The sequence below is a fragment of the Flavobacterium sp. PL002 genome (assembly GCF_054165825.1).
Map to the genome: position 1 here is coordinate 2,756,765 of NZ_CM135110.1, position 24,488 is coordinate 2,781,252.

The following is a 24,488-nucleotide window of genomic DNA, read 5'->3' on the forward strand; positions in this document are numbered from 1 at the left end:
TTGACTTATTATATATTTTCATGGCAGTTTTAATGATGGACCTCGTTTGAATTTTAGTGCGATCTGATTTTTATTCGGATTGTGCCCAAAATAACAGCTATCTCTTTAGACTAAAATGTCCTTTTACTTCTCTGTTGTCTTCGAGTTTTATGGTGTACCAATAATCATCAGATGGCAATGGTTTTCCGTTAAACGTGCCATTCCAACCTGAACTATTAGGATTTAATTCCTTCAGTAGTTTACCATATCGATCAAAAATATAAATAACCGACTTTGAATTTAAGGTATTATTTACTCCTTTTAAATTCCAATAATCGTTATATCCATCACCATTAGGAGTAAAAAACTTAGGCACTCCAATAACTGCAACTGTTTTTTGAACGAGTCCACATCCATTTTGATCATTTATAAAAACGTCATGAATTCCTGCAGCAACGTTTTCAAATATATTTGATGTTTGAAATGGCCCTGTGTTTTCGTCCAAGCTGTATTCATAATTTCCTGTTCCAGAAACTGTGATGGTAATAGTGTTAGAGTCATTAAGGTCTACGATATCGATCATTTCAATAAGAGCAATATCTGACGCTGTTACATTAATTTTTCTTGTTCTACTACATCCTGAAGTATTTGTTACTATTACAGTATACATGCCTATCGCGTTAACATCTAATGTATATGCGGTACTTCCGTTTATAATTTGATCGTCTTTTAGCCAAATATAAGTGTAGTTTGATGTAGGTGAACCTTCTAATAGTCCTGCATTTAATTGTACAAAGTAGTCAGGAAGATTAGTGCATACTAACTTGTCCCCACTATGATCTTCATTTGTATTTATAGCAGGCTTAGTATTTACTGTAAGTTTTACGTGTGGACCAAGACCATAGCAGGCATTATCTAATGTGTTTTCTACGCGAACCCAAATTTCTTGATAAAATGGAGAAGCTGTATTTCTAAAATTGGCTGTGTTTGATTTTTCGTTAATTTCCGATAATGCGTCAGTTTCAGTCTCGTAATATTTTATGGCGTATACTGAACCTGAAGTAGGTAGCAAAGCGATTATGTCAGTGGTTGCTGAGCTAAAATCAAAGGTAGTGATACCATCGGTATCATTTTGAATAGCATCAATGTAGTCGTCACAAGTTTCAAATGAGCGACTAAAAGTAGAGGGTATTTGTGTAGACGAAACGACTAAATCCAATTGTGATACATTATAACAACCATTTGCATTTTCTATCCTTGTCCAAATAGTAGTATTGTTACTTCTATAACTTATTGGATTGTTTATTTTTACTGAAGCGTCATTTGTATTGGCACCATTGAAAGTGGTGAAATAAGTAAAGGTTTCATTCGAATAATTAGCTGAAATAAAACTGTTTTTTTCGGTAATATTAAAATTAGAGAAGCCATCTAGGTCATCATCACATTGTTTTAATTCAATTGGTGTAGCTATCACTGGCAATGAATAAACAGTTAGTGTTGCTGAATTGGAAAGTAGTCCGCATGTATTACCTATTTTAGTTAAAAGAACCCTGTAGTTATAACCATTCATGCTAGTAGTAATGCTGTTTATAGTTATTTTATTTGTAGTTGCACCAGAATAAGTTGTATTGTTTGATATGTCATTCCAGATCATTCCATCAATAGATACCTGCCATTGGTATGCGTTTACTGCATTTGTTTGAACTGAAAATGAAGTTGTTTGCAATTCACATTGTGCTTGATTTTGTGGTTGGTTAGTAATAACAATTGGTGCAGCAACAAGGTAGTTGTTGTTTGGTGCGGTATAGCCATTTGTTCTATTAGTTACAAGTCCTGCTGTATTAACGGTAACTGGATTGTTCCCTAAGATTCCATCGTTATTATTGTCTGTAAATCCAGCTTCTATGACATCTAAACATAAATCATTATCACTGTCTAATTCAATATAATTTGGTCGGCCATCTGTGTCTGTATCACGAAGGGAATAGTTTATAATGCCAGAGTCGATAGCAGTTTCTACTGAAGAAGAAAGTCCATTATTTCCAAAAGTATTTTTGGCACCGTCTATATAACCATCGTTGTTAACGTCTATTGCGCTACTTCCGGATTCGTAAATATCATATATTCCGTCGTTATCACTGTCTAAGTCTAAATAATCTGGAACACCACCAATGGTTACATCTCCATCAGTATCTATTGGAGTTAAACCTGAGTCAAAAGCATCACTAAGTCCGTCTTTATTTACATCAATTGCAGTATATGCAATAACCGTTGCTCCTTGAGCCTCTATAGTATCAGGAATGCCATCGTTGTCACTATCTAGATCTAGTTGGTCGGGAATTCCGTCTTGATCGCTATCTTTAGGTACACAGAAAGCAAAAAACTTTAAAGAAGATTTACTTGGACTGTCATCTGATAGGTTTTTATGAGTGAAGCGGATAGTACTTGTAAGGTGAGATAAAAATTTAAAATCTCCAGTTCCTGCAGCTAATGATGTAGCGCTTTTTAATCTAAAATGAATTTCAAATGAAGAGAATTCAGTTATTCCGCTTTCATAAATCCCATCATAATTAGTATCGATTAATAATTGATCCGTCGGGTTTAAAACGGTAATTGTTTTGTCTACATCTGAATTTATTATGTATTCCGCATTTGCGTTTAGCAGGTCAGCTGCATTGGCAGTTGTTATGTATTCCATTCCTAAACTTATAGGTGTTGCAAATGTCATTAGATATGACACATAATTACTTTTTCCAGCAGGAACATCTGATATAAAGCTCCCATCACTATTTCCTGTGAAAGGAGTTGTACTTGTTGTAGTAGCATTTAATTGTGATCCAGTAAAGTTATTGGAATAAGTACCTATTGAAATCGTACCCGAATTTAAATTAGAGAGGTTTATGTCTTGATTTCCATACGATTCGGTACAATTTGTAATACCATCGTTATCGTTGTCAATGTCAATATTGTTATTCACCAAATCGTTATCAATATTGGTAGGGCAATAGCTTACCGGTATTTTATCTGAAAAGAGAGGAACTGTACTTGGACAATTAGTAATGCTGCCTTTTACTTGATAATAACCGGGAGTTGTAGGTCGATAGGAATTGGTAGTTTCGCCAGGTATTTTTACGTCATTTACATACCACTGAAAAGCATCATATGAGGATAATGTATTGATTTTTAATATTACGTTAGGTATGCAAGTGGAACTAGAAACGGCTATTTTATCCATTACAATTTCAGGTTTAGTATCAAAACCGGAGTAGTAGCCACCGTAAGTTGCGGCTCCATTTGTTCCATAATAAGAAACATAAACTTGTCTAGTAGATTTTACAGCAATATTTCCAGAAAGCGTATTTACAGAATATCTAACAAAATTAGGGTTTCCAGTGATAGCAACTGGAGAAGAACTTATAGGGATATTGTTAATTAATACGCTAGCCCCTGTCTCAGTAACAATATTTAAACCACCGCTATAAGTGATGCTTCCTATTGATTGTATTTGAGGTATATTATCTACCGTATTTGGAGTAGAACAATTTAATGGTGGTACAAAAAATAGGTTTTGATTTGCTGGTTCATCGGATCCAGATGTGGATTGGTAGGCAAAAACATTTTCAGATGTCGTGACGTATAAATTTCCATTGACAAAGTTACTTCCATCAATATCGATGTAATCTCCGGAATTTATAAGGGTACTGTAAGGTGAAGAGTTTCCATTTATATAGATAAGTGTATTGGGTGTATGTGCAATCAATAAAAACGCGCTCTAGTTCAGGACTAATTGAAGCAATATTTCCTTTTACGAAAATGTATTCCTTCCCTGTTTTTTCTACAGGAACAATTTGGTCAAAACCTACATCTCTTCCTGTAGGAAACAAAACACCATTAGTTTGCAAGTATTGAACTGTGCTATTGCTTCCGCAAAAAGACCCTGAGTTAACTACCACTGCTTTATCAGACATTACCAAAGCTCCAATCATTTTAGAACTATTTGACTGAATGGCATAATCGGTATTTTCTAGGGCGAGAATATAGCTTTCATTTTTATTTAAGTTAATATTTATTGGACCATTAATAATTGTTCCGTCAGAAAGAATTGTACCAATAGGAATATTAGAAATAGTTACGTTTGTACCGTTTTCAGTAGACAAAATAGATGCGAAATTTAACACCGTAAAATCATACATTGGGTTAAGCATGGCTCCAAGTCTAAACTCTTTACCTAAAGCGCTATTCCCTTTTGAGACTAAACCTCCAGCATGATTATAAGTACCATCAGAATTTCGGCTAGAACTCACTCGTACGCTTACGTAAACTAAATCTTCGGCTTCGATTACGTATCCTTTATTAATTACCTTTTGAATACTTGTTTTAGGGGTAAAAAGTTGTGTTGAATTCCCGTTACCCACGTAATAAACATAAGGATTGTTTTTATTTACAACATTAGAAATAATGTTTCCACCGTTTTCAATGATTTTGAAATTAACATCTGTAGTATTAGGCGTTGAAATATAAATATATTGATCTTCAGCCATGCTTGTTTGTGCGGTCAAAGGTGGGATATAATGCGTTTTGCTAAATTGTGCAAAACAACTTATAGATAAAAAAGTAAATAAGATCAATAAAGTTTTTTTCATTTGTTAAAAATAGAAAAAAAAGATTGCGTTTGTAATGAAAAACGCATTTTTATCTAGCTTTTGATCGTTATATATCTAAATAATTTAAGATAATTGAAGTGGATTTTGAACTTGGAAGTTTTTTAAACGTAATTCGAATTTATTAATTTTCAGAATCTGAGTTTCCTAAAATGTATAAAGTCCAATCAATTGATATGATTGGACTTTATATGACTTAATAAAACAGGTATTATAATTTTTTTTTAAAACATAGTGATACCTTAATAAATTACTTCTTTTTTGTAGCTTTCATATTTAAGACTTCAACTAATAGTGAAAAAGAGATGGCAAAATATAAATATCCTTTAGGGACTGCGGTTACGTGACTACCAAAAATTACTGCATTAGCTAAATGTGCACTTTCAGTGATCAACATGAATCCGATAAGGATTAAGAATGAAAGTCCAAGAATTTGTATTGAAGGATGTGTATTAACAAAATTACCTACAGGTACTGCAAACTGCATCATAATAAAAACTGAAATAACCACGGCAGTAATCATAATGTATATCGCACCATCAACACCATTTGTCATTCCTACTGCAGTTAATATACTGTCAAATGAAAAAACTAAATCAATCAAAATTATCTGCAAGATTACGCTGCTAAATGTTTTTGTAGCTGCTTTACCTAATTCTTTTTCTTCATGCCCTTTTTCATCTACTTTTTCCCTAATCTCATTAGTGCTTTTGTAGATTAAGAATAAGCCACCTAATAAAAGAATAATACTTTGTCCAGAAACTTGTGCGCTTATCCAGCTAAAATTTAAAGTAAACCACGGTTCTTCTAATGAAATTAAATAGGAAATACCTAATAGCAAACCTATTCTCATGAACATTGCTAAAAACATGCCCAACTTTGTTGCTTTTTTACGATCTTCAGCAGGCAATTTTCCTGTGGCAATGGAGATAAAAATAATATTATCAATACCCAATACGATTTCTAAAAAAATCAATGTTATTAAAGCTATCCAAGCATCAGGATTTAAGAATACTTCCATTTTAGTTAGTTAAGAGTTTTAATATATTTTGTTTGGCTAAATTATAAATCAGAAAGTTTGGTTACGGTTCCTTTTTGCTTTTGGGGAACTCCAACCATACCAAATTCAAATGTATAGGTATTGTCTTTTGTCGTTAATATTTTCATGTCAATTGATTTTTTTTCTGCCATGTTTTTAGGATGTAGTTTTTTCAATACATATTCACAATCGTTTACCCATCTCACTGATGCGGTATCTGTTTTTCCTTCAAAGGTTTCGATTTCGATACTGTCATTACGTTCAAAAAATGTAGTTTTCTTTACGCCATCTATTTCATAATCGAATCTAAATTTTCCTGTTTTAAAACTTTTACAATCGCGTTCTACATTATAGCAAGAAACAATTAAAAGTAATAAAGGGAGTGCAAGCAATTTTTTCATAACTATTTTATTTTAATCTTCGGATTTCTTCATCTGTGAAATTTTGGACGCTCTTTTCTTTGGCAAATTTCATTTCGTTATAACTATGGGAGTTATTTCGAGGAATAGTTAAACTATTCCAGTTTGTGTTTTTTAATAGTTTTGCATAAAAAACAATTTGGCCCACATGATATGCATAATGGGCTAATTGTCTATTTATTGCTTCAATGACAGTATGGCCTTCGTTTCTAATATAAATAATAGTTGAAAGTTGTTCTGGCTGTAGTTTTTCTAAAGCATTAAGCAAACAATTCCATCCTTTATTCCAAGCAGTTAAAACGTCTTCTTTAGTTATTAAGTCGTTTACAAATTCTTCATCACGATTGCGCCATTCTTTTTCTCCATCTGTAGTAAGGAAGTCTGTCCAGCGAGAAAGCATGTTTCCTGACATATGTTTTATAATGATAGCGATGCTGTTTGTATCCTCATTAGCACTAACAAAAAGTTGTTCGGGTTGCAATTGTTCTAAGGCTTTTTCACCCAAAGTTTTATAATAAGAAAACTGTTTGTTTACACTAATCAGGTAGGATGTTGTTGCTTCCATAGTATTACTGAATTTTTATATCGTATTTTTCTAATAACCCTGGAATTCCTTGTGTTGAAAATTTCGCCTTTCTCATTGGGTTGAATTCAGGATCAATTTTATAGTTGTAAGCGGTAATGAAATTAACTTCTTTGAGTTCAGTTTCGTTAAAAATAGCGTTGTCTAAATTACAGTTATCAAAAACGGTATTGGTTAAATTACAGCTAGTAAAGTTCACCTCTTTTAAAGAACAGTTGGTGAATTTAGTTTTTGGCATTTTTTTATTTGTAAAGGACGAATAGTCTATTACGCAATCTTGAAAGCTAACATTAAATAAAAAGTCATTACAGGTATGAAATTCAATTCCCATCAACTTACTATTAATGAATTCTACAGTTTTTAGATTTGTTCCAATAAGTTTTGTTAACGATAGATTGCAATCTATAAATTGGCAGTCCATGAAAGTATTGTTTGAAAAATCGCTATTTGAGAAATCACAGTTTTTAAAAATGCAATCTTCAAATTCTCTATTGCTTACTCTTTTTTCAATAAAATTAATTTTATCAAAAGTTTTTTGAATGTGTATAAGTGCTTCCATTAGTCGTTAAATAAACCGCTTACCATTGTTTTTAAACCTTTAAACATAAGGTACACTGCGCCAATACAAGCAATAATACCTACTGCTAAAACAAGATAATGCCATAGCGATTGCTTGTTTATAAAGGCATTGTATATTATGGATGGACCAATAAAAAGCAACGGCAAAGCCCAAGCTAAATATTTTATTCCTTTGGATAAAAGTACTTTGTTAGTTGCCATAAGTAAGCTATTTTAATTTGAAGTTTTAAAGTTAATCAATTACTTGAAAAGCTAAAAAGGATTGTTGCTATTTGTTTTCTAAAAAAGCGTTTACTGCTTTTCTAACGCTACCATGCTGGGTTAATAAAGTAGCGGCTGTTTCTTGACTTACTGGAATTTCGTCCATGATCATTTTGATTCCGCGGCCTACAAGTTTGCTATTGCTTAGTTGCATATCTACCATCTTGTTGCCTTTTACTTTTCCTAACTGAATCATTGTGGTTGTTGAAATCATATTCAACACTAATTTTTGAGCTGTTCCCGCTTTCATTCTAGAGCTACCGGTAACAAATTCCGGCCCTACAACAACATCAATTGGGAATTGAGCAGTTTTAGAGAGCGGACTATCAGCATTGCAGGATATGCTTCCTGTTGTGATATTATGTGCATTGCATTTTTCTAAACCATTAATTACATAAGGAGTGGTACCTGAGGCAGCAATTCCTATTACAACATCATTAGCGGTAATAGTAAACTCTTGTAAGTCGCTCCAAGCTTGTGTGGTGTTGTCTTCGGCATTTTCTACGGCACGACGAATTGCAGCATCTCCACCAGCAATAATCCCTACAACCATATCAAAGGGCACTCCAAAAGTAGGCGGACACTCTGAAGCATCCACAACACCTAATCGTCCAGAAGTTCCAGCGCCTATATAAAATAAACGACCACCTAATTTCATTTTTTGCACTATTGCAGTGACTAAATTTTCAATTTGTGGCAATGCTTTTTCTACAGCTAGAGGAACAGTTTTGTCTTCCTGATTTATGTTTGTCAATAATTCTTGTATTGACATTTTTTCAAGATGATCATATTTTGAAGACTGTTCTGTAGTTTTAGTAAATGTCATTTTTTTATATTTTTGAGGGATCAGTTGAGTGATGTCCGTTCGTATGTTTTATTTTACGGGTCACGCACAAAGTTATAAAAAATAGGCCAAAGCAATTCCTAAAACAATCATAGAAACTTTAGCGATGTTGAATTTGTGTCCTTCGCTGCTTTCAAAAATGATGGTTGATGAAATATGAAATAATATTCCAATGACAACAGCAGTTAACTCAGTGTGATAATTGTTTAATAGTGGTAAGAAATCAGCTGCTATGGTTCCTAGTGGAGTCATTGCAGCAAAGGTGATCATGAACGCAAAGATGGCTTTTTTATTAAGATGTGCATTAATGAAAAAAGTTGTCAAAATAATTGCGATAGGTAAGTGGTGTATTGCAATTCCTACGGCTAAATCATGGTGGTGACTTACAGGAAAGCCTTCTAAAAATGCATGAATACACAAACTTATAAACAACAACCATGGAATGTGGACCATGTTAGGTTGGCCGTGTACGTGTCCGTGCTCAGCACCTTTAGAGAAGAATTCTAAAATGATTTGGAATAAAATTCCGACCATGATAAAAACCCCGATCTTGGGATTATGTGTTTCATACACGTCCGGCAACAGGTGCATAACGGTTAGTGATAGCAAAAAAGAACCACTAAAGGCCAATAATAATTTTAGGTTTGTCTTGTTTTTTGGTTTTAAAACCAAAGCAATTACATATCCTAATAGTACAGAAAATAGGGGTAAAAGGTAATTCATCTTCTTATTTAACCGTTGTTGGGTTATCTTTTAAGGGGCGTTTTATAGTTTGATTATTACTATTTAAAAATCATAATCAAGCGTTCGCTTTCTATTTTGTGGAATTTTTTCAATTTATAATCACCAAAGATATCCAATAGAAAAATCCCTGCTTCTTCCATTAATTCTTCAAAATCAGTTAGGGTTAAAGCTCTAACTTTTTCGGTATAATGAAATTTACGACCTTGATCCTCAAAATCAATTTCTTTATAAATATGACCTTCTTTTAAATATCTTTTTAGATGAAAATCAATTCCGTCTACAGTTTTCGTTTCTTCGGGAACAAGTGTATTGATAACTTGTGTAACGTTCATGAAATCGATTACAGCAAAACCATACTCTGATAAGCTTTCTTTAATTGCTTTAAGTGTGGTTAGGTTGTCTTCGTCATTTTCGAAATAACCAAAACTCGTAAACAAATTAAAAATAGCGTCGTATTTTTCTTCAAAAGGCTCGCGCATATCGTGCACCTCAAAGTGTAGGCTGTCATTAGTGTTTATGCTGGCTTGCTCAATACTGTTTTCGGATAAGTCGGCGCCTAATACATTAAATCCTAATTGATTCAAGTAAATAGAATGTCGGCCTTTACCACAGGCTAGATCAAGTACTTTTGCTTTTTCAGGTAGGTTTAAATAATGGGTAAGATTATCCATGAAAACCTGCGCTTCTCTATAATTTCTATCCTTGTATAGGATGTGATAGTAAGGTGTGTCGAACCAAGAACTGAACCAAGTTTCAGTTGGTTGGTCTTGATTTACGGTAGTGGGTTTTTGTTCTTCAGACATTTATTCTTTTTCAATTTATTCTATCCCGCAAATTTAGTGTATTTTTGCTGAAAAATAACGAATCCGTAACGATACAAGCGGATTGATATAATTTTTATTATAAGTGCTTGCTTTATTTTTAAGCAACCTTGTATTAAATGATACGTAAAAATGGAAGATAATTTTAAGATGGTAGCCAAAACCTTTTTTGGTTTTGAAGAGATATTAGCAAAGGAATTGCAACAATTAGGTGCTCAAAATGTAGAGCAAGGCGTGCGAATGGTGAGTTTTAAGGGAGATAAAGGATTTATGTACAAGGCTAATTTGTCTTTGCGTACGGCTTTAAAAATTTTAAAACCTATTTATGCTTTTAAAGCCAATAACGAACAAACTTTATACAAAGGAGTTGCGGGAGTGAATTGGTCTAAATTTATCAATGCAAATCAAACATTTGTAATTGATGCTACAGTGCACTCAGAATACTTTAACCACTCAGAGTTTGTTTCACAAAAGTGTAAAGATGCTATTGTGGATCAATTTAGAGAACGTACTGGGCAACGTCCAAGTATTGATAAGGCGCACCCAGACCTGAGAATCAATATTCATATTGATAGAGACCAGGTTTCAGTAGCATTAGATACTTCAGGAAATTCATTGCATCAACGTGGGTATAGAACTGCGACTAATATTGCACCTATTAATGAGGTACTAGCGGCAGGAGTTTTATTACTTGCTGGTTGGGATGGTGAAACTGATTTTCTAGATCCTATGTGTGGTTCTGGGACTTTCCTTGCTGAGGCGGCTATGATTGCGTGTAATATTCCTGCGAATATTAATCGTAAAGAATTTGCTTTCGAAAAATGGAAAGACTGGGATAATGATTTATTTGATAATATTGTTGATAGTTTACTAAAGAGAGTTAGGGAGTTTCATCATACTATTAAAGGGTATGATAAAGCGCCATCTGCAGTGCAAAAAGCCAAAGACAATATCAAAAATGCAAATCTTGAGGAGTACATTACCATAGAAGAGCAAAACTTTTTTGATACAGAAAAAACGACAGAAGGAAAATTACAAATGGTATTTAATCCACCTTATGATGAAAGGTTAGATATTCATATGGAAGAATTCTATAAAAATATAGGCGATACTTTAAAGAAAAATTATCCAGGTACAAATGCATGGTTTATTACGGGTAACCTTGATGCTTTGAAATTTGTAGGATTAAAACCTTCTAGGAAAATCAAACTTTTTAATGCTAGCATCGAAGCACGTTTAGTGAAATACGAAATGTATGAAGGAAGTAAAAGAACCAAGTTTCAAGTAACTGAAGGGGACGGAAATAAAGAATAGCTTAGAGATAATAAAATATAGAAAAAAGATTATTTTATATTAAAATCAAAGAGGATGATTGACGAAGTAGGGTAATGTCTAGTATAAATAAACAAATCATTGTTTTTTAACTTAGCAACTCAGCAATTAGTAATTCAGCAACTTTTAAAATATACTTATACAATGACAAAATTACAAATTAGAGCTTTTTTATACCAACTAGGTTGTTTTGCGATATTATTTATATCGGTTCGTTATTTAGTAGAACGTTATACGCATTTAACGGGATTCTGGATTCCGTTTACTGCATTTGTGGTAGGAACGCTTTTATCACCTAAGTTTAAAGCGGTTAAAACCAATGATGGCGAGAAATTGTTTATGAAATGGATTTTAATCAAAGACGTGAAAGAAATAGGGTAACTGTTTTTGAACTAAAAATAAAAAAGGAGCTAATTATAGAATTATAATTAGCTCCTTTTTTTGTGTTTTAACATAGCTTCTTTAACTAGTATTTGATTTCTAAAAATAGTAGGATTTATAATAGTAGTTTAAGTCTTTAATAATTTGTGCTTACTTAAAATTATCTTTTGGGAGTAGGTGGTTTTGGTTTCTTTGGATCAAAAACCGGAAAGACTTTCTTTTTATAAATAGGAATAAAATAAGAAACGGTGTAATTGAAACCAACACCAAAACTTCCATTGTAGGTTCTGTTGAAACCTGGAATGTATAAATTGTCAAAGTTGTCAGGTTTTTTATTAGTAACTAAAGTATTTAGTCTTAAACTGAAACCTACAAAAACATTATTAAATACTTTTGCTTTTATTCCAGCAACGACTTCAACCCAACTAGCACTTAGTCCGTTATATTTTTGTCCAGAAGCAATTTCAGGAATTTCATCAAAATATGGAGTCGAATTGTATATTTTATAAGAGTTAAGCTGTTGACTAAAAGAGCTAAAACCATAACGTAAACCTATGGAGATAATATTTTCCATATCCAGCCAGTTTTCATACGCGTTGTAGTCAAAACCAGCTTTTAAGTAACTTCCTTTAGTGGTAAAATTTACTCGGTCATCATCCGTAGTTTTATTTTCGTTCCCTAATTCAGCAGCTAAGAAGTATTTCTTCGTCAGTCGGTAATCTCCTGTGAACTCAATTCCTTTATAATCTTTGTCATATAAAGCACGAGTTACTTTAAATAAATCAATACCAACGCGTAGTCCGTACCTATTTGTTTTTTGAAAAGTAGTTACAGTGTCTTTACTAACGGCTTCAGGTAATTCACGAATGTCTTTGTATTTCTTATTTGGAACTACAGTAGTATCTGCTTGAGCTTGCACCTGAATGGGTTTATTAGCAGTAGTCTCCTGTGCTGACATAACCAAGATCGAAAAAACAAGGTAAATACTAAAAATATATTTCAAGGTGTGTTTCATTTTCGTTAGTTATAGTACTCTTTTTTACGTAAATATATTTAATCCACTTACCATCAGTCGTAGCAACATCAGTATGAACAAATGGAGTAACAGGATCTAAAATAAACTCTGTTTTATAACCACAGGCTCTAGAAACAAAAACATTATCACGAGTATAATTAAATGTAATGACATCTTCGTTTTCTACTGGTGTAACAGTACTTTCATAATTCAATATAAAACGATAAGAAGTTACATCGGCATCGGTTTTTAAAGGCACCGAAACGGTACTACCGTTAATAGAAGTACTTCCGCTAAAAGTCACTAGGTCTGTTCTTCCTTCACTTATAATAGCTAAATTATTAACCACCTTCAAAGTAGAGGGATTAGCAAAGTCATAAAACGAAATCACTAATCTAGGCGTAGTAATTGTATCAGCATCACAAATGTCATCTTTCTCACAACTAGAGAAAGTAAAAGCCATTGCCAGTACTAAAAGAATTGTTTTTTTCATATCTGTTTTTTAGTGATTAGTGATCAGTAAAAAGTAATTAGCACAAATTTGAAACTAATTACTTTCTACTAATTACTAGCTATCTTCTTTCTAAAAGCACTACATTTTCAACATGATGTGTTTGCGGAAACATATCCACAGGACGCACACGTGTTACTTTGTATTTCTCATCCATCAAGGCTAAGTCACGCGCTTGCGTAGCTGAGTTACAACTTACATAAACCACTTTTGCAGGAGCAATTTTCATGATTTGTTCAATTACGTCTTTGTGCATTCCGTCTCTTGGTGGATCTGTAATAATCACATCTGGCTGTCCGTGTTGTGCGATGAAGCTGTCATTAAAAACAACCTTCATGTCTCCTACAAAGAACTCACAATTTGTAATTTCATTGCGGACTGCATTTGCTTTAGCATCTTTAATTGCATCAGGAACACTTTCGACACCAATAACTTTTTTTGCTTTTTTAGAAACAAACTGAGCAATAGTACCCGTTCCTGTATATAAATCATAAACGACTTCTTCTCCAGTTAAACCAGCGAAATCTCTAGTGATTTTGTATAATTCGTAAGCTTGATCTGAGTTGGTTTGGTAAAAAGATTTGGCATTAATGCTGAATTTTAATCCTTCCATCTCTTCCAAGATATAGTCACGACCTTTGTATAGTTTAATATCAGTATCATATAATGTATCGTTCGCCTTACTGTTTACTACATATTGCAATGAAGTAATTTGAGGGAATTTCTCATATAAATGATCTAATAATAATTCTCTATTTGCTTTATCGTTTTCAAAGAACTGAACCAATACCATGATTTCTCCAGTCGATGCTGTACGTAACATTAAAGTACGCAACAAGCCAGAATGCTCTCTAGGGTTAAAGAAAGTTAGTCCGTTTGCATTAGCAAAATCTCTAACTTCATTTCTTATTGCGTTTGAAGGGTCTTCTTGTAAATGACATTTATTAATGTCCAAGATTTTATCCCACATTTTCGGAATATGAAATCCCAATGCGTTTCTATTTCCTAAATCTTCGGTACTCGCAATTTCAGCTTCAGTCAACCAGCGGCTGTTAGAAAATGAAAATTCCATTTTGTTTCTATAAAAAAACTTTTTCTCTGATCCTAAAATTGGTTCAAAATCAGGAAGTTCAATTTTTCCAATGCGTTGCAAGTGGTTCAAAACCTCATTTTGCTTGTAATACAATTGCTGCGTGTAGTTCATGTTTTGCCATTTGCAACCACCACAAACACCAAAGTGCTCGCAAACTGGTTCCACACGATGCTCAGATAATTCATGAAAATGCACTGCTTTTCCTTCATAAAACGACTTGCGTTTCTTAAAAGTTTGCACATCTACCACATCACCTGGTACCACATTTGGTATGAACACTACCTTACCATCCGGAGCCTTTGCTACCGAAACGCCTTTTGCACCTGCATCAAGGACTTTTATTTGATGAAAGACAACCTTGTCTGTATTTTTTCTTCCCATAGCGCAAAAATAAGCGTTTGTAAACTTTTATAAATTCAAATTAGGAAATATTTTCAAAAAGAAGTGTTATTTATTTGAGCCTCATCCTGCTTTACGCTACAAATCCTCGCATTACTGGCAGTAACCCTAAACTTATAAAGGAGCTTCCTGCGGTCGCTCTTTACAAGCAAGGATTATCTAAGCCAGCAATACTGCGGGTTTTACGCTGCAATCAGGGGCAGGGGAGTTGGGTATTATTTAGTTGTTGAGCAATCAGTAATAATTTATTAAAAAACGTCAATTATAATAATGAGTGCTATTAAATGGAGTAGATAAGTTGAAAATAGATTTGGACCTAAATTCTAGTCTAGTAATAATACTTCACAATAGTATTATTGTAATGGAATTCACAAAAAGATAAAATAGGATAACTCAAAATAATTCTCGAAAAGATTTCATAACTGCGCTATTCTCCTCTGTTAATACATAAAAGAAATCAGCTTGCCATTTTTGAGTTTGTATTGCTTGTTTGCTAAAAATAGCATCCGAAGGAGCGTAAACACGCATCCCTCTTTTTCCTGTTTTACTATTATGACTTATGATTCCTTTGGCGTTAAGCACTGTTTTTGGGAAAATAAATTGTCCTATTTTTTCATTGTTTATAACGGTAATTACAAAATAATCAAAATCGTCTTCTTCGTCAAAAGGAGCTGTAATTCCAGCCGAGTTTCTCTTCCAGATGGTAACGAATTGGCCTGATTTAGTTGGCGTAATTTTCGCTTGACGGTAAACAACCTTTTTGTTGTTCAGTAAAAATGCACAAGCTTCGTATTCCTTACTTTCAGCATTAATTGTAAGTTGAGTAATTTTCAATTTATTACTATCGTAGAAAGCTTCTTTTATTACTTTCAATTGCTTTGGTAGTAAATCTATAACGGTTTTTTCGGTAGGCATAATTAAGGATAGCGTTGTTAAATTTCAAAGTTAGTTTTTGAGTCTTAAATTTTGCAATGATTATAGGATATTTTAAACAACCTAAATTTGAATTTTTAGATAAAAATAAAAGCCACAATAACATGATGCGTTATTATGGCTTTATTTGGGGAATTTATACTCTCATGAAAAGTAGAGAATGTAAAAAAAGGATAGCGTAGTTTTTCCTAATTTGAATTAGGTGTTGCTGGAGCTAGGTTGTCTCTGGTATTTTTTTGTACCGCAATAGCACCAAAAATAGCCAGTAGAAAGGCAAAAGCGTAATATCCTTTTTCACTAGGTAAAATAGTTGCATTTACTAATCCAACAGTTAATAGGGCAATTGATAAAATTGTTCCAAACCAGCAAATTCCATAGTAGATATCAGTTACAGGATACCCTTCTAATCTATCACGAACACTTTTTTGTAATGAAATCACCGCAAAAAGCCCAAACATAAGTACGGTAAAATAATACCCTTTTTCGTTTAATAACATTTCGGCTCTAGCTAGTCCTACTAAGTAACCTACAATCCCAGCGGCTAGTGCTATCCATGAAGCAGCTACAAATGCATTTGATGTTTTTTGAACCATTTTTTAATCTTTTTAGTTTGTTAGTTATTTGTATTTTAAGAAAATTCCGGTGTCAAACGGCGTCCATAAGCACGCTCTTTGGCCACTTTTTTTTAAGGCTTCATTTGCCCATGTGTTACAAGTGTGCAACATACTATAACTGCCATTTGCTTCATAAAAAGCATCGGTTTTGCCATAATTTGCATTTGTTTTTATGTGCATAAAAAATCCGTCTTTGTCTTTTTTAAAGCTATTAACCGTGTAGTTTACCAGACGTGTGTACTGTTCCTGGCTGATCATAATTTTTTTACAACTACTACTCTCTTTCATTATTTTGTAATAAGTGGCGTGAACTGCGGTGGTACTTAAACCAAAAGCAGCTTTGAAAGCAACAGAGAATTTTAAGTCAGACCACTCAGGAGTTTCCAGATAAAATCCTTTATCTCCCCAACCCATTGCTAAATAATTAAAACTTGAATCTACAGCAGTAGCATTTGAGAATTTTACTTGCTCGCTCCAATTGTACTGTTCGTTTTTTATAGGGAAAACTAAGTCAGTATGCACTCCATTTGTCAATATATATATCGCAACTTCCTTTTTACTATCAGGTTCAGCATCAACCGTAATTCTCGATAAGCAATAGCCAGCCGCAAGATAAAAAGCAATGAAAACCAAGAAACCCAATATCACTTTAGAGACAATTAGTAATGTTTTTTTTAATTGCATATAAAACAGCTTTGTTAATTATAAGGGGATAAAAGTAACTTTTTTTTTGAAACAAAAAAATAATTAATATAAAATTACTTACATATAAAAGACCTAAGGATAGTAAAAACGGTGTTGTATTAAATAAAGTGGTGAAATTTATGACTATAGATCATTTGCATTAAAAAGGTTTATGAAGGTTTAATCAAAAAGAAATTGTTGAATTATGTTTAAACGATATTGATGCTATCAACAAGTGATGATGAAAAATGTGTTACTCTAGTTTTTAAAGTTCTTTTTCAAAACTTCAAAAACTTCGTCAATGTTGCTTTCACCACGATGTGCGTAATAGTTACCATTATTATCAATTATAACAATACTATTACAAGGGTAATGTATCTTAAGAAATAGCGATTCTATTAATTTATTAGCATCTTCTATCCACTTAATATCGCCATACTCTTCAGTTCCATCTTTTGATTTGTAAATAAAGAATTGTTTAATTTTGGGATGCTTCTTTAGCTTTTTTAAGTAAGATTGAAAGTTTTGTCTTGTCATTTCTTTATCACCACCACTATTACAAACATCTTTACCTGGATAGTAATAGATTACTATTTTATCATTTTCATTAAAATTGGTAGCTTTTAAAGCTAAAGTAGATTTTATAGCTTCTAATTGAATTTCATTAATTTTTCCTTTTTTAATTCTTTTAGTGCTAATATTTACAAACACTGAATCAACGTCAAATTTCAATTTTAAATAGTCATCGCCTGTATTATTTTCGAATTCTGTTTTACTGATTTGTTCTAAATTATCATTTGCGTAAAACTCTTTTTTTTGGCTTTGTACTGTAAAAATGTTTGTAAGAATGAAAACAATTAAAAATGGTAAAGTAGTTTTCATAGGTTATGGGTTTTAGTCAATTTATATCTATTATTCTATTAATTTGTTAGCGACGTATTAGTCAAATTTAAAATATTTAATAAATCTACGGAAATTAATATTAGATTCAATTAATAATTGTAAAGACGAATAATCTAAATAATTTTCTAAACAGTGATAATTAGTATTAATAGTTTTATAAATAATCGGTACTAATTTTTAAAATCTGTGGTATGAAAAAGATAAAAAAATTAATTCACCGCCTTAAACTGCTTCATTTCTTGCAAAGGTTCTATGGCGTTATAATCCTTCCAGATTTTTGGGTCGTACGCTTTAATCGTTAGGTATTTAAAGTTTTCTTCCTTAATTTTATCAATAGCGGCAACTGTAGTAGCCGAGCGAGACATGTTTAGGAATTCTATTTTTTTACGGGTAGTGGCTTCTACTTTAAAATCAAGAGCCAGTACATCTTTCTCCCCTTTAGCCAATTCTATCAATTTTAAAGGACGCTTTACATACATATAATGACCATTTTCTGTTGCGGCATATTGTAAGTAGTAATTATCGTCCTCAGCTCTTTTGTTGTAAATGATGGTTCCTTTGCTCACGTTTTCAGACATTTTAATACCTAGTAAGAATTTCAAGTTTATATTATGCACCTTTTCGCCTTCATCAAGTACATATTCAGCACGTAAAACAGCATAATCATTTTCTGAGACATACAGTTTACCCACATACATGGCTTTGCTTTTACGAGGTTTAAAAGTTAGAACGTAAGCAAATTCATTTTGTTTAGTGTAAGTCGTACCTTCAAAAGTATAGTCATATAGCTCCGGTTTTTGTATAAAATCAAATTTATTTTTACTTAAAAAATTATTACGATACATAAAATCATCAAGTTCGCTTTTAGTGGTCGTTAATTCATTTTTTGCTTTAGTATGCACAGCATTTTTTTCATTATACTCTTTACTAAACGAGATGGTATCGCGTGATCCTATAAGGCCGCTTTTTATGCGATAAAATTTAGTGGTGTCAAGATGTTGTACCATTAGTTCTTTGGCTTTTTTTTCGAGATCGTCTAAAGATGTCGATTGGCCTTCACTCTTTAAAATAGTCGCTTTTAAAACATCTAGTTTGGAGTTAAAAACAAACTTATTCTCTTTCTTAGTCTTAACCGAATAATAGTTACAAAGCACGTCTGTAAAAGATATTAGTGGGTTAGTAATTATTTTTTTTGCAAATTTTTGCACATCCTTGTTTACTTTATTTAATCCTTCTTTACTAAAACCTGTTGATTTATCAATTTCGATATCCATGATCGTTGGTGTAAAATAATCTGAGGTTCTATAAAAAATCATGTCTTTGGATCCTTTTTCACCAGTGGTGTAATTCTGACTCAAATTTGCCTTTACATTAGCCATGATTTCATAAGGATTTGGTTTTTCGTTCGATACATTAACATCACTAAGTTCAAAAATACCAGGCGTAAGTGTAATGGTGAAATTTGATTTTTTTAATGCACTGACCGTCAATTGCTGATTGACGTAACCTAGATAAGAGATGGTAAGTAGCGTCTCATCTTGACTGTTATTCTCCGAAAGTGAAAAATAGCCTTCACCATTAGAAACCAAGTTCTCCGACTCATTGACTCTTATATTTGCATACGGAACCGCATCGCCTGTGGCTGCATCAACAATTTTGGCACGAATGTTTTGAGCAATCCCAAATTGAACCATCAAAAGGGTGAAAAGTGTACTGAATATCTTTGTTTTCATAAATGAACAGTGTTTTGTAGTGAAGACGACTAACGAAGGGGGTTAGGGAGATATGTGTTGGTTCGTGTATGTTTTAATTTTTGTTGATTAATTCTAATATTTCTTGATCTTTAAAAATATCTTCAAATAATTTAGAAATTGCATCTGGCATATAAGTTTTATATGAACCTGCTCCAAATGCAACATTTCCACCTAATTTCTCTTTACCGTCAATTGCTTTATATTTCAAGAGAACGCCATTTTTGTCGTATACATACATATTGATTTTATAATATAAAAATTGTATCATATAGCCATCAGTATTTAATTGATCAAAAACTAGAAGTACTTTTTTATCTCCATTTAAGCTTAAAAGCTGTGTTTTTACAGATTGTTCTTCATCTTGCCATTTTGTATCTAAATTTGTAACTACTATGTCAAATCTTTTCAATGAATTAACAATGTTATTTGACAAATCATACATAAAGTTATTTTTGCTTTGTGTTCCCATAGGAAAAGCTATCCCAACGTTACTTCTCATATAACCTACAAAATCAGGTTTTCTTGAACCATCAATAACAGCTTCTCTATGATCTAGAAGTGCTAAATCAATATTTTTATTTTTTATATCAAATAAGTCTAGTTTTAACCCATCATATTTTACTTTTCGACTTACTGCGCAACTAGATAATAATATTAAAGCTACTAATCCTAAAAAAATGTTTTTCATTTTGTTTTTATTACTCATAGCTCCATGTATGTTTTTTGTATGTTTTATTATTTCGTCTTGCATAATTTTGTTTTGTAGTTTTGACTTTAGCTGTTAATATTAGTTTATTGAATTCTCCGTTTCGGTTTATAATGTTGCACAACGTCTTGACGCTTGGCCAGTTTGGGGACTTTATAGTAAAGTATTTTCTGCCGAAACGAAGATATGATAAAAACGCTAATTCCACTAAACCGCCAATCTCGCCGGCTGTTGGTAGCTGGCATTTATTCCATTATTATTTTTCTGTTTTCATTTGCATTAAGCAGTAAAACTAAGCCTAAAGCGAAAACAGCACAACTTATAAGCATTAGATTTCCATTCTTTAATATGAAAAAAGAAATACCTACTAAAGGGGCTCCAATAACCACCATTAAAGAACTTACTGTATTAGTTTTGATAAAATTTAATGCGTGGACAGACAAGCCTACGAAGAGCAATGATGGACCAATAATAACAAAAGGATATAAAATAGCTGGGGTATTACTTATTTGATTGCTTAATTCAGCTTTTGCAATTTCATTATTTCCAAAACTCCACATTATGAAGTCAATAGTACAAAGACCTATATGGGCAATAACACCTAAAATTGTTAAAAAAGACGCTATAGTATTAAGATTATTCTTAGGGAAAACTTTGTTGAATGAAATTAGTAACACTGCTCCAATTAAGTTAAACCAATGTGCAAAATCTACAGGTTTTTTAAAATATTCTAATTTAGAACTTTGAGAAAACATTATATAACTTATTATAAAAAAAGACAATCCAACTAGACAAATATTTTTTGGTTTCATATTTTATTTTTAATAATAGACGTATGTTTTTAGAATTTGTTACAAGTTTAATTTTCCGTTCTGCTCGGCGCTTGCTACCAACGTGTCGCCGCTTGCAGAAGTGGCGAACTTCGTAACCGATTATTTTTCACTAAGATAAAATTTCTCGCGAAAGATAAATGTGAATTTTGCACTTATTTCGCAATCTCGCAAAACCGCTGTTAGCAGCCGTTATTTCTTTTAATTTAATAGATTATGTCCATTTTCTGTTACAATGTCTATTAAGCCTTTTATTCCTTGTGTAATTAATTCTTTTTTTGTTTCTGTTAAAAATTCTTTTATTAAGTTAGTTCCTTGTTTTGCCATTTTAGCCCAAATTTGAGTAAGTTTTGTTATAACCCATTTTTTAGATTTTGTAGTCAGATTTTCACGAAGTAAGATAATTTCTTCTTGAATATCTTTAATTTCTTCTGAATTTTTATTTGTAATAAATTCAGAAAGTTTGTTTTCTACATTGTCTAAATAATTATCTAATAATAAAATCTGTTTGGTATTTAACGGTTTCTTTTCTGCGTCATCTTCTATTATTTCAAATTCAGCGTAAAATTCTTCTTTAAAAGATTCTGTTATTGGGTCATCAAAAAATGAATTTACATTTTCATCAAGTAAACCTAACCAAGTTTCAAATTGTGATGTTAAACCTGAAACATCAACCCAAGTCTGATATACTCCGTGGTCGTTTATGTTTCTTGGTATTCTGGTCATTAAAAATTGAAATGTTCCGTTATTTCCTTTTTGATATTTTTCAATTGTAAAATGAAAAATGGAATCTAAATCTTTATCGATAACTTTGAGTAAGTTTTCTTTAGGTTCAACAACTTCAAATTTTTCACCTTTAAGATTGACAAATGGCTCTAATGGTTTTAAAATTGCAAGTGGCAAATCTTTCTTTTTTTTCATTATTATTGATTTATGTTGTTGATTATGTGTCGTTTCTCGTATAATGGCTGCTAAAGGTTTGCAACTACCCGAAGGGCGGGATTTGTACCACCAAACTTCATTCGGAGAACTGAACTTTCGGCTACCAAAAATGTGTCTGCGAAGCACGAAACCCCGCCTTTTGGGTAGGTGCTGTTAGCGGCTGCTCTTCTGTCGGTCCGAAGATTTGTACTTTCCATTTAGCACCTCGCCTTTTTAGAAGTCAATACCAATTTACTTGTAATAATTTTTAAAATTTTTGTTGCTACTTGTTTTTCTATTTGTGTCGTAATAATATTTAGCTCTTTGTCAGAAAGCAATACAGGATATTTTCCTTTTACTTTTCCTGCTATTTTATTCAGAAGGTCGTTTGAAAATTTGTCAAACGGAATTGAAACTCTTTCATTGTTTTCGTCTAATGGAAGAAATGAAAAGTCAGTTTTATTTTTCTGCCACAGTTCTGCTTCGTATGTATGAGAAACAGTGTCATGGTTACCATGAAATGGAAATCTAAAATGTCGCCTCCATAAAATTGACATGTTGTCTTGAAAGTGGTGTTGATATTTAACTGGAAGTTGTAATGTTGACTTATTGTCCCAAGGTTGAACACCACCAATAAGAAAAACTGTGTCAATGGTTAGAAATCCTTTGTCTGCTTGCTGTCCGCTAACAAAAAATATTTTTGAACCGACTTGCAAATAGTTGTTGTTCTGTCTGAAATTTCTTCTAAGCTGAGAAGCATGACAATACGAATAAAGCCAAGGGTCATTAAAAACAAATGGGTCTTCGTTACCAATTCCAATTCTGTCAACATAAATATTTCCGCCCCAATTTTTCAAAACTTGTCCTTGAGCCATTGCTATTGCTTGAACAGGTGTTTGCTGACGTCCATGGTCAGGATGAAAAATTATGTAATGAGCTTTATTCATTTAGTTTAAATATCTTTTGGTCTAAAAAACTTTCTTCTTGTTGAAGTCATTTGAGGAATTCGTTTTTTAATCTCTTCAATTTGTAAATTATTTTTTTCCAAAATTCCTGCTTCCCATTTGTGAGGATTTGCCCACGCTTCACCTTTATTTTGGAGCCATGTTCCTAAATGTTCGTTAGGTAAATATTTAATTATTGAAATTCCTGCTTTTCTCCACGCCTCGGCAACTTCTGGATTTTGAGTGATATGTCGTGAGCCGTTTTTGCGTTTTCCAAAAACACCTTCGGTGAGTAATACAGCAACACTTACACTTTCAATAATTTCATTTTTTTCAGATGCGGTCAACATAATCGTTGATTGTAACCTTTCAAATAGGTCAGCAACATCTTTTAGAAGTCCGATGCTTAATGTTCCGTCAGCCATAGTTTATTTTTTTGTCGTTTATTAAATGTTTAAATTTGTGATGTCGGTCGTGCAGTGCGCTAGAGTTGCCACCAACGTCTTGGCGCTACAAGATGTTTGGGATTAAAGATGCGAGTTTTTTCCATTATGCACAAGTTTTCCAAGTACAAAACCATCTTTAAATTCAGCCTAAAACCCAAATATCTTGTAACGGTTGTTAGCAGAAGTTTAAATATTGATAATCAAATCATTCTCTGATAATGGTGAATTTGAAATTCCATTTTCATGAATTAATATAAGATATCCCCAAACATTTTCTTCGCTATTTCTCAATTTATCTATATTTTTTGCAATTACTTCAGAATCAGGAAGTCTATTTACTTGTCCACTCTGTTTGATTTCATCTTGACTTATAAATTTTCCATCTAGAAATACTCTTGTGATAATTTTCATATAATTTAATTTTTAATTGGTTAATTTTTTTATAATTTCAATTTCTTTGTCAGAGAATTTTTTCCATTCTTTTGCTTTATTGTCCCAAGAATAATGCTCTCTTTTGATTGGATTTAAATATAATGACGTCAAGTTCGAGTTAAGTTTATCAAGAGTTTTTCCTAAATCTGTATTAGGACTGATAAATAATATATTGTTTCTATCATTATTTTCAAACTTAATCGCTTTGGAGTATTTATTACAATATTCCTTTCTCTCAACCATTAATACATCTTGCTCAATTACATGGCATTTTTGTATAAGTGGGTATTTATCAATTGGATTTTCAAGTATATGATTTATGAGTTCTTCAATATCTGAAAATGGTTGTCCTAAAATTTCATATGCACCAAAAATATAAGGAATCGTTAAACCTGTCGAAATCGTCTTATTCTCTTTTAAGACTTTAATTAATTTATACCAATATGGATTTGCATTTTTGGTCATGATTTCATCGGATTTTCTATAAATTTCTGCTAACTCGCAAATAACAGCAAAACATTCATGTTTTAGGATATTATTTACGTGCTTGTAAATAAACACTTTATAAACTAAGATTGCAATACCCACTTTTAGTGATATTATTTATTAATTCGTTGTTAGTTTTCATAGGAATCAAAGTAGTTTTACTTAATAAAAAAA

27 protein-coding genes are annotated in these 24,488 nt (G+C 32.3%); 2 read left to right on the forward strand and 25 right to left on the reverse strand.

Annotated features, from left to right (window positions below):
- Nucleotides 1–97 precede the first annotated feature (97 nt).
- The 10 genes from ACVEGE_RS12015 to ACVEGE_RS12060 form a co-directional block, all read right to left on the reverse strand.
- On the reverse strand, nucleotides 98–3,739 hold the full coding sequence (locus ACVEGE_RS12015) for a T9SS type B sorting domain-containing protein (protein ID WP_225738079.1): 3,642 nt from the start codon (nucleotides 3,737–3,739) through the stop codon (nucleotides 98–100).
- Nucleotides 3,645–4,622 carry an IgGFc-binding protein gene (locus ACVEGE_RS12020; protein WP_225738080.1) on the reverse strand — a complete coding sequence of 326 codons (978 nt, stop codon included), beginning with the start codon at nucleotides 4,620–4,622 and terminating at the stop codon, nucleotides 3,645–3,647. Before ACVEGE_RS12020 ends, ACVEGE_RS12015 begins: the two co-directional genes overlap by 95 nt.
- 268 nt (nucleotides 4,623–4,890) lie before the next feature.
- Complete coding sequence (locus ACVEGE_RS12025) at nucleotides 4,891–5,661, reverse strand: TerC family protein (protein ID WP_173853311.1); 771 nt, start codon at nucleotides 5,659–5,661, stop codon at nucleotides 4,891–4,893.
- A gap of 41 nt (nucleotides 5,662–5,702) precedes the next feature.
- Entirely contained in the window at nucleotides 5,703–6,080 is a 378-nt protein-coding gene (locus tag ACVEGE_RS12030) for a DNA topoisomerase IV (protein ID WP_173853310.1), read from the reverse strand.
- A 7-nt stretch (nucleotides 6,081–6,087) separates the two neighbouring features.
- Nucleotides 6,088–6,663: a DUF1572 family protein gene (locus tag ACVEGE_RS12035; protein ID WP_192500325.1), complete on the reverse strand. Its 576-nt coding sequence runs from the start codon at nucleotides 6,661–6,663 to the stop codon at nucleotides 6,088–6,090.
- A 4-nt stretch (nucleotides 6,664–6,667) separates the two neighbouring features.
- The gene (locus tag ACVEGE_RS12040) at nucleotides 6,668–7,240 is read right to left on the reverse strand and encodes a pentapeptide repeat-containing protein (RefSeq protein ID WP_192500326.1); all 573 of its coding nucleotides are present in this window, start codon (nucleotides 7,238–7,240) and stop codon (nucleotides 6,668–6,670) included.
- Nucleotides 7,240–7,461, reverse strand: a complete 222-nt coding sequence (locus ACVEGE_RS12045; RefSeq protein WP_173853307.1) for a DUF6095 family protein — start codon at nucleotides 7,459–7,461, stop codon at nucleotides 7,240–7,242. The genes ACVEGE_RS12040 and ACVEGE_RS12045 overlap by 1 nt, the downstream gene beginning before the upstream one ends.
- 67 nt (nucleotides 7,462–7,528) lie before the next feature.
- Nucleotides 7,529–8,347 (reverse strand): N-acetylmuramic acid 6-phosphate etherase, encoded by an 819-nt coding sequence (gene murQ / locus ACVEGE_RS12050; protein ID WP_192500327.1) that lies wholly within the window; start codon nucleotides 8,345–8,347, stop codon nucleotides 7,529–7,531.
- Nucleotides 8,348–8,419: 72 nt separating this feature from the next.
- Complete coding sequence (locus ACVEGE_RS12055; RefSeq protein ID WP_173855521.1) at nucleotides 8,420–9,088, reverse strand: ZIP family metal transporter; 669 nt, start codon at nucleotides 9,086–9,088, stop codon at nucleotides 8,420–8,422.
- A 59-nt stretch (nucleotides 9,089–9,147) separates the two neighbouring features.
- Nucleotides 9,148–9,912: a class I SAM-dependent methyltransferase gene (locus ACVEGE_RS12060; protein ID WP_192500328.1), complete on the reverse strand. Its 765-nt coding sequence runs from the start codon at nucleotides 9,910–9,912 to the stop codon at nucleotides 9,148–9,150.
- A 150-nt stretch (nucleotides 9,913–10,062) separates the two neighbouring features.
- On the opposite strand from ACVEGE_RS12060, the gene ACVEGE_RS12065 reads away from it, so the two are divergent.
- Nucleotides 10,063–11,244: a THUMP domain-containing class I SAM-dependent RNA methyltransferase gene (locus tag ACVEGE_RS12065; protein ID WP_173853303.1), complete on the forward strand. Its 1,182-nt coding sequence runs from the start codon at nucleotides 10,063–10,065 to the stop codon at nucleotides 11,242–11,244.
- Nucleotides 11,245–11,406: 162 nt separating this feature from the next.
- Nucleotides 11,407–11,643, forward strand: a complete 237-nt coding sequence (locus ACVEGE_RS12070; protein ID WP_173853302.1) for a hypothetical protein — start codon at nucleotides 11,407–11,409, stop codon at nucleotides 11,641–11,643.
- 160 nt (nucleotides 11,644–11,803) lie between these two features.
- Here the strand turns inward: ACVEGE_RS12070 and ACVEGE_RS12075 are convergent, their stop codons facing one another.
- The 15 genes from ACVEGE_RS12075 to ACVEGE_RS12145 form a co-directional block, all read right to left on the reverse strand.
- On the reverse strand, nucleotides 11,804–12,658 hold the full coding sequence (locus ACVEGE_RS12075; RefSeq protein WP_173853301.1) for a DUF6048 family protein: 855 nt from the start codon (nucleotides 12,656–12,658) through the stop codon (nucleotides 11,804–11,806).
- The gene (locus tag ACVEGE_RS12080) at nucleotides 12,630–13,151 is read right to left on the reverse strand and encodes a DUF6452 family protein (protein WP_192500329.1); all 522 of its coding nucleotides are present in this window, start codon (nucleotides 13,149–13,151) and stop codon (nucleotides 12,630–12,632) included. The genes ACVEGE_RS12075 and ACVEGE_RS12080 overlap by 29 nt, the downstream gene beginning before the upstream one ends.
- A 79-nt stretch (nucleotides 13,152–13,230) precedes the next feature.
- A complete protein-coding gene (gene rlmD / locus ACVEGE_RS12085) occupies nucleotides 13,231–14,643 on the reverse strand; it encodes a 23S rRNA (uracil(1939)-C(5))-methyltransferase RlmD (RefSeq protein WP_192500330.1) in 1,413 nt (470 codons plus the stop codon).
- 411 nt (nucleotides 14,644–15,054) lie between these two features.
- Nucleotides 15,055–15,576, reverse strand: a complete 522-nt coding sequence (locus ACVEGE_RS12090) for a MepB family protein (protein ID WP_192500331.1) — start codon at nucleotides 15,574–15,576, stop codon at nucleotides 15,055–15,057.
- 206 nt (nucleotides 15,577–15,782) lie between these two features.
- On the reverse strand, nucleotides 15,783–16,187 hold the full coding sequence (yiaA, locus tag ACVEGE_RS12095; protein ID WP_173853297.1) for an inner membrane protein YiaA: 405 nt from the start codon (nucleotides 16,185–16,187) through the stop codon (nucleotides 15,783–15,785).
- Between the two features lie 24 nt (nucleotides 16,188–16,211).
- Nucleotides 16,212–16,892 carry a TIGR02117 family protein gene (locus ACVEGE_RS12100; RefSeq protein ID WP_173855527.1) on the reverse strand — a complete coding sequence of 227 codons (681 nt, stop codon included), beginning with the start codon at nucleotides 16,890–16,892 and terminating at the stop codon, nucleotides 16,212–16,214.
- Between the two features lie 258 nt (nucleotides 16,893–17,150).
- Nucleotides 17,151–17,774: a hypothetical protein gene (locus tag ACVEGE_RS12105; RefSeq protein WP_173853295.1), complete on the reverse strand. Its 624-nt coding sequence runs from the start codon at nucleotides 17,772–17,774 to the stop codon at nucleotides 17,151–17,153.
- Nucleotides 17,775–18,004: 230 nt separating this feature from the next.
- On the reverse strand, nucleotides 18,005–19,528 hold the full coding sequence (locus tag ACVEGE_RS12110; protein WP_192500332.1) for a carboxypeptidase-like regulatory domain-containing protein: 1,524 nt from the start codon (nucleotides 19,526–19,528) through the stop codon (nucleotides 18,005–18,007).
- A 73-nt stretch (nucleotides 19,529–19,601) separates the two neighbouring features.
- Nucleotides 19,602–20,300: a hypothetical protein gene (locus ACVEGE_RS12115; RefSeq protein ID WP_192500333.1), complete on the reverse strand. Its 699-nt coding sequence runs from the start codon at nucleotides 20,298–20,300 to the stop codon at nucleotides 19,602–19,604.
- Between the two features lie 200 nt (nucleotides 20,301–20,500).
- Nucleotides 20,501–21,067 (reverse strand): hypothetical protein, encoded by a 567-nt coding sequence (locus ACVEGE_RS12120; protein WP_192500334.1) that lies wholly within the window; start codon nucleotides 21,065–21,067, stop codon nucleotides 20,501–20,503.
- Between the two features lie 219 nt (nucleotides 21,068–21,286).
- On the reverse strand, nucleotides 21,287–22,006 hold the full coding sequence (locus tag ACVEGE_RS12125; RefSeq protein ID WP_192500335.1) for a hypothetical protein: 720 nt from the start codon (nucleotides 22,004–22,006) through the stop codon (nucleotides 21,287–21,289).
- A 218-nt stretch (nucleotides 22,007–22,224) separates the two neighbouring features.
- A complete protein-coding gene (locus ACVEGE_RS12130; protein ID WP_192500336.1) occupies nucleotides 22,225–22,953 on the reverse strand; it encodes a hypothetical protein in 729 nt (242 codons plus the stop codon).
- A gap of 5 nt (nucleotides 22,954–22,958) precedes the next feature.
- The gene (locus ACVEGE_RS12135) at nucleotides 22,959–23,375 is read right to left on the reverse strand and encodes a hypothetical protein (protein WP_192500337.1); all 417 of its coding nucleotides are present in this window, start codon (nucleotides 23,373–23,375) and stop codon (nucleotides 22,959–22,961) included.
- Between the two features lie 207 nt (nucleotides 23,376–23,582).
- Complete coding sequence (locus ACVEGE_RS12140; RefSeq protein WP_192500338.1) at nucleotides 23,583–23,807, reverse strand: hypothetical protein; 225 nt, start codon at nucleotides 23,805–23,807, stop codon at nucleotides 23,583–23,585.
- A 12-nt stretch (nucleotides 23,808–23,819) separates the two neighbouring features.
- Nucleotides 23,820–24,416, reverse strand: a complete 597-nt coding sequence (locus ACVEGE_RS12145) for a hypothetical protein (protein ID WP_192500339.1) — start codon at nucleotides 24,414–24,416, stop codon at nucleotides 23,820–23,822.
- Between the last annotated feature and the right edge of the window lie 72 nt (nucleotides 24,417–24,488).

Excerpts from the sequence above, each read along its gene's own strand:
- ACVEGE_RS12020 (WP_225738080.1), bottom strand. The coding sequence starts at position 4,622 with ATGAAAAAAACTTTATTGATCTTATTTACTTTTTTATCTATAAGTTGT.
- ACVEGE_RS12025 (WP_173853311.1), bottom strand. The coding sequence starts at position 5,661 with ATGGAAGTATTCTTAAATCCTGATGCTTGGATAGCTTTAATAACATTG.
- ACVEGE_RS12030 (WP_173853310.1), bottom strand. The coding sequence starts at position 6,080 with ATGAAAAAATTGCTTGCACTCCCTTTATTACTTTTAATTGTTTCTTGC.
- ACVEGE_RS12035 (WP_192500325.1), bottom strand. The coding sequence starts at position 6,663 with ATGGAAGCAACAACATCCTACCTGATTAGTGTAAACAAACAGTTTTCT.
- ACVEGE_RS12040 (WP_192500326.1), bottom strand. The coding sequence starts at position 7,240 with ATGGAAGCACTTATACACATTCAAAAAACTTTTGATAAAATTAATTTT.
- ACVEGE_RS12045 (WP_173853307.1), bottom strand. The coding sequence starts at position 7,461 with ATGGCAACTAACAAAGTACTTTTATCCAAAGGAATAAAATATTTAGCT.
- murQ (WP_192500327.1), bottom strand. The coding sequence starts at position 8,347 with ATGACATTTACTAAAACTACAGAACAGTCTTCAAAATATGATCATCTT.
- ACVEGE_RS12055 (WP_173855521.1), bottom strand. The coding sequence starts at position 9,088 with ATGAATTACCTTTTACCCCTATTTTCTGTACTATTAGGATATGTAATT.
- ACVEGE_RS12060 (WP_192500328.1), bottom strand. The coding sequence starts at position 9,912 with ATGTCTGAAGAACAAAAACCCACTACCGTAAATCAAGACCAACCAACT.
- ACVEGE_RS12065 (WP_173853303.1), top strand. The coding sequence starts at position 10,063 with ATGGAAGATAATTTTAAGATGGTAGCCAAAACCTTTTTTGGTTTTGAA.
- ACVEGE_RS12070 (WP_173853302.1), top strand. The coding sequence starts at position 11,407 with ATGACAAAATTACAAATTAGAGCTTTTTTATACCAACTAGGTTGTTTT.
- ACVEGE_RS12075 (WP_173853301.1), bottom strand. The coding sequence starts at position 12,658 with ATGAAACACACCTTGAAATATATTTTTAGTATTTACCTTGTTTTTTCG.
- ACVEGE_RS12080 (WP_192500329.1), bottom strand. The coding sequence starts at position 13,151 with ATGAAAAAAACAATTCTTTTAGTACTGGCAATGGCTTTTACTTTCTCT.
- rlmD (WP_192500330.1), bottom strand. The coding sequence starts at position 14,643 with ATGGGAAGAAAAAATACAGACAAGGTTGTCTTTCATCAAATAAAAGTC.
- ACVEGE_RS12090 (WP_192500331.1), bottom strand. The coding sequence starts at position 15,576 with ATGCCTACCGAAAAAACCGTTATAGATTTACTACCAAAGCAATTGAAA.
- yiaA (WP_173853297.1), bottom strand. The coding sequence starts at position 16,187 with ATGGTTCAAAAAACATCAAATGCATTTGTAGCTGCTTCATGGATAGCA.
- ACVEGE_RS12100 (WP_173855527.1), bottom strand. The coding sequence starts at position 16,892 with ATGCAATTAAAAAAAACATTACTAATTGTCTCTAAAGTGATATTGGGT.
- ACVEGE_RS12105 (WP_173853295.1), bottom strand. The coding sequence starts at position 17,774 with ATGAAAACTACTTTACCATTTTTAATTGTTTTCATTCTTACAAACATT.
- ACVEGE_RS12110 (WP_192500332.1), bottom strand. The coding sequence starts at position 19,528 with ATGAAAACAAAGATATTCAGTACACTTTTCACCCTTTTGATGGTTCAA.
- ACVEGE_RS12115 (WP_192500333.1), bottom strand. The coding sequence starts at position 20,300 with ATGCAAGACGAAATAATAAAACATACAAAAAACATACATGGAGCTATG.
- ACVEGE_RS12120 (WP_192500334.1), bottom strand. The coding sequence starts at position 21,067 with ATGAAACCAAAAAATATTTGTCTAGTTGGATTGTCTTTTTTTATAATA.
- ACVEGE_RS12125 (WP_192500335.1), bottom strand. The coding sequence starts at position 22,006 with ATGAAAAAAAAGAAAGATTTGCCACTTGCAATTTTAAAACCATTAGAG.
- ACVEGE_RS12130 (WP_192500336.1), bottom strand. The coding sequence starts at position 22,953 with ATGAATAAAGCTCATTACATAATTTTTCATCCTGACCATGGACGTCAG.
- ACVEGE_RS12135 (WP_192500337.1), bottom strand. The coding sequence starts at position 23,375 with ATGGCTGACGGAACATTAAGCATCGGACTTCTAAAAGATGTTGCTGAC.
- ACVEGE_RS12140 (WP_192500338.1), bottom strand. The coding sequence starts at position 23,807 with ATGAAAATTATCACAAGAGTATTTCTAGATGGAAAATTTATAAGTCAA.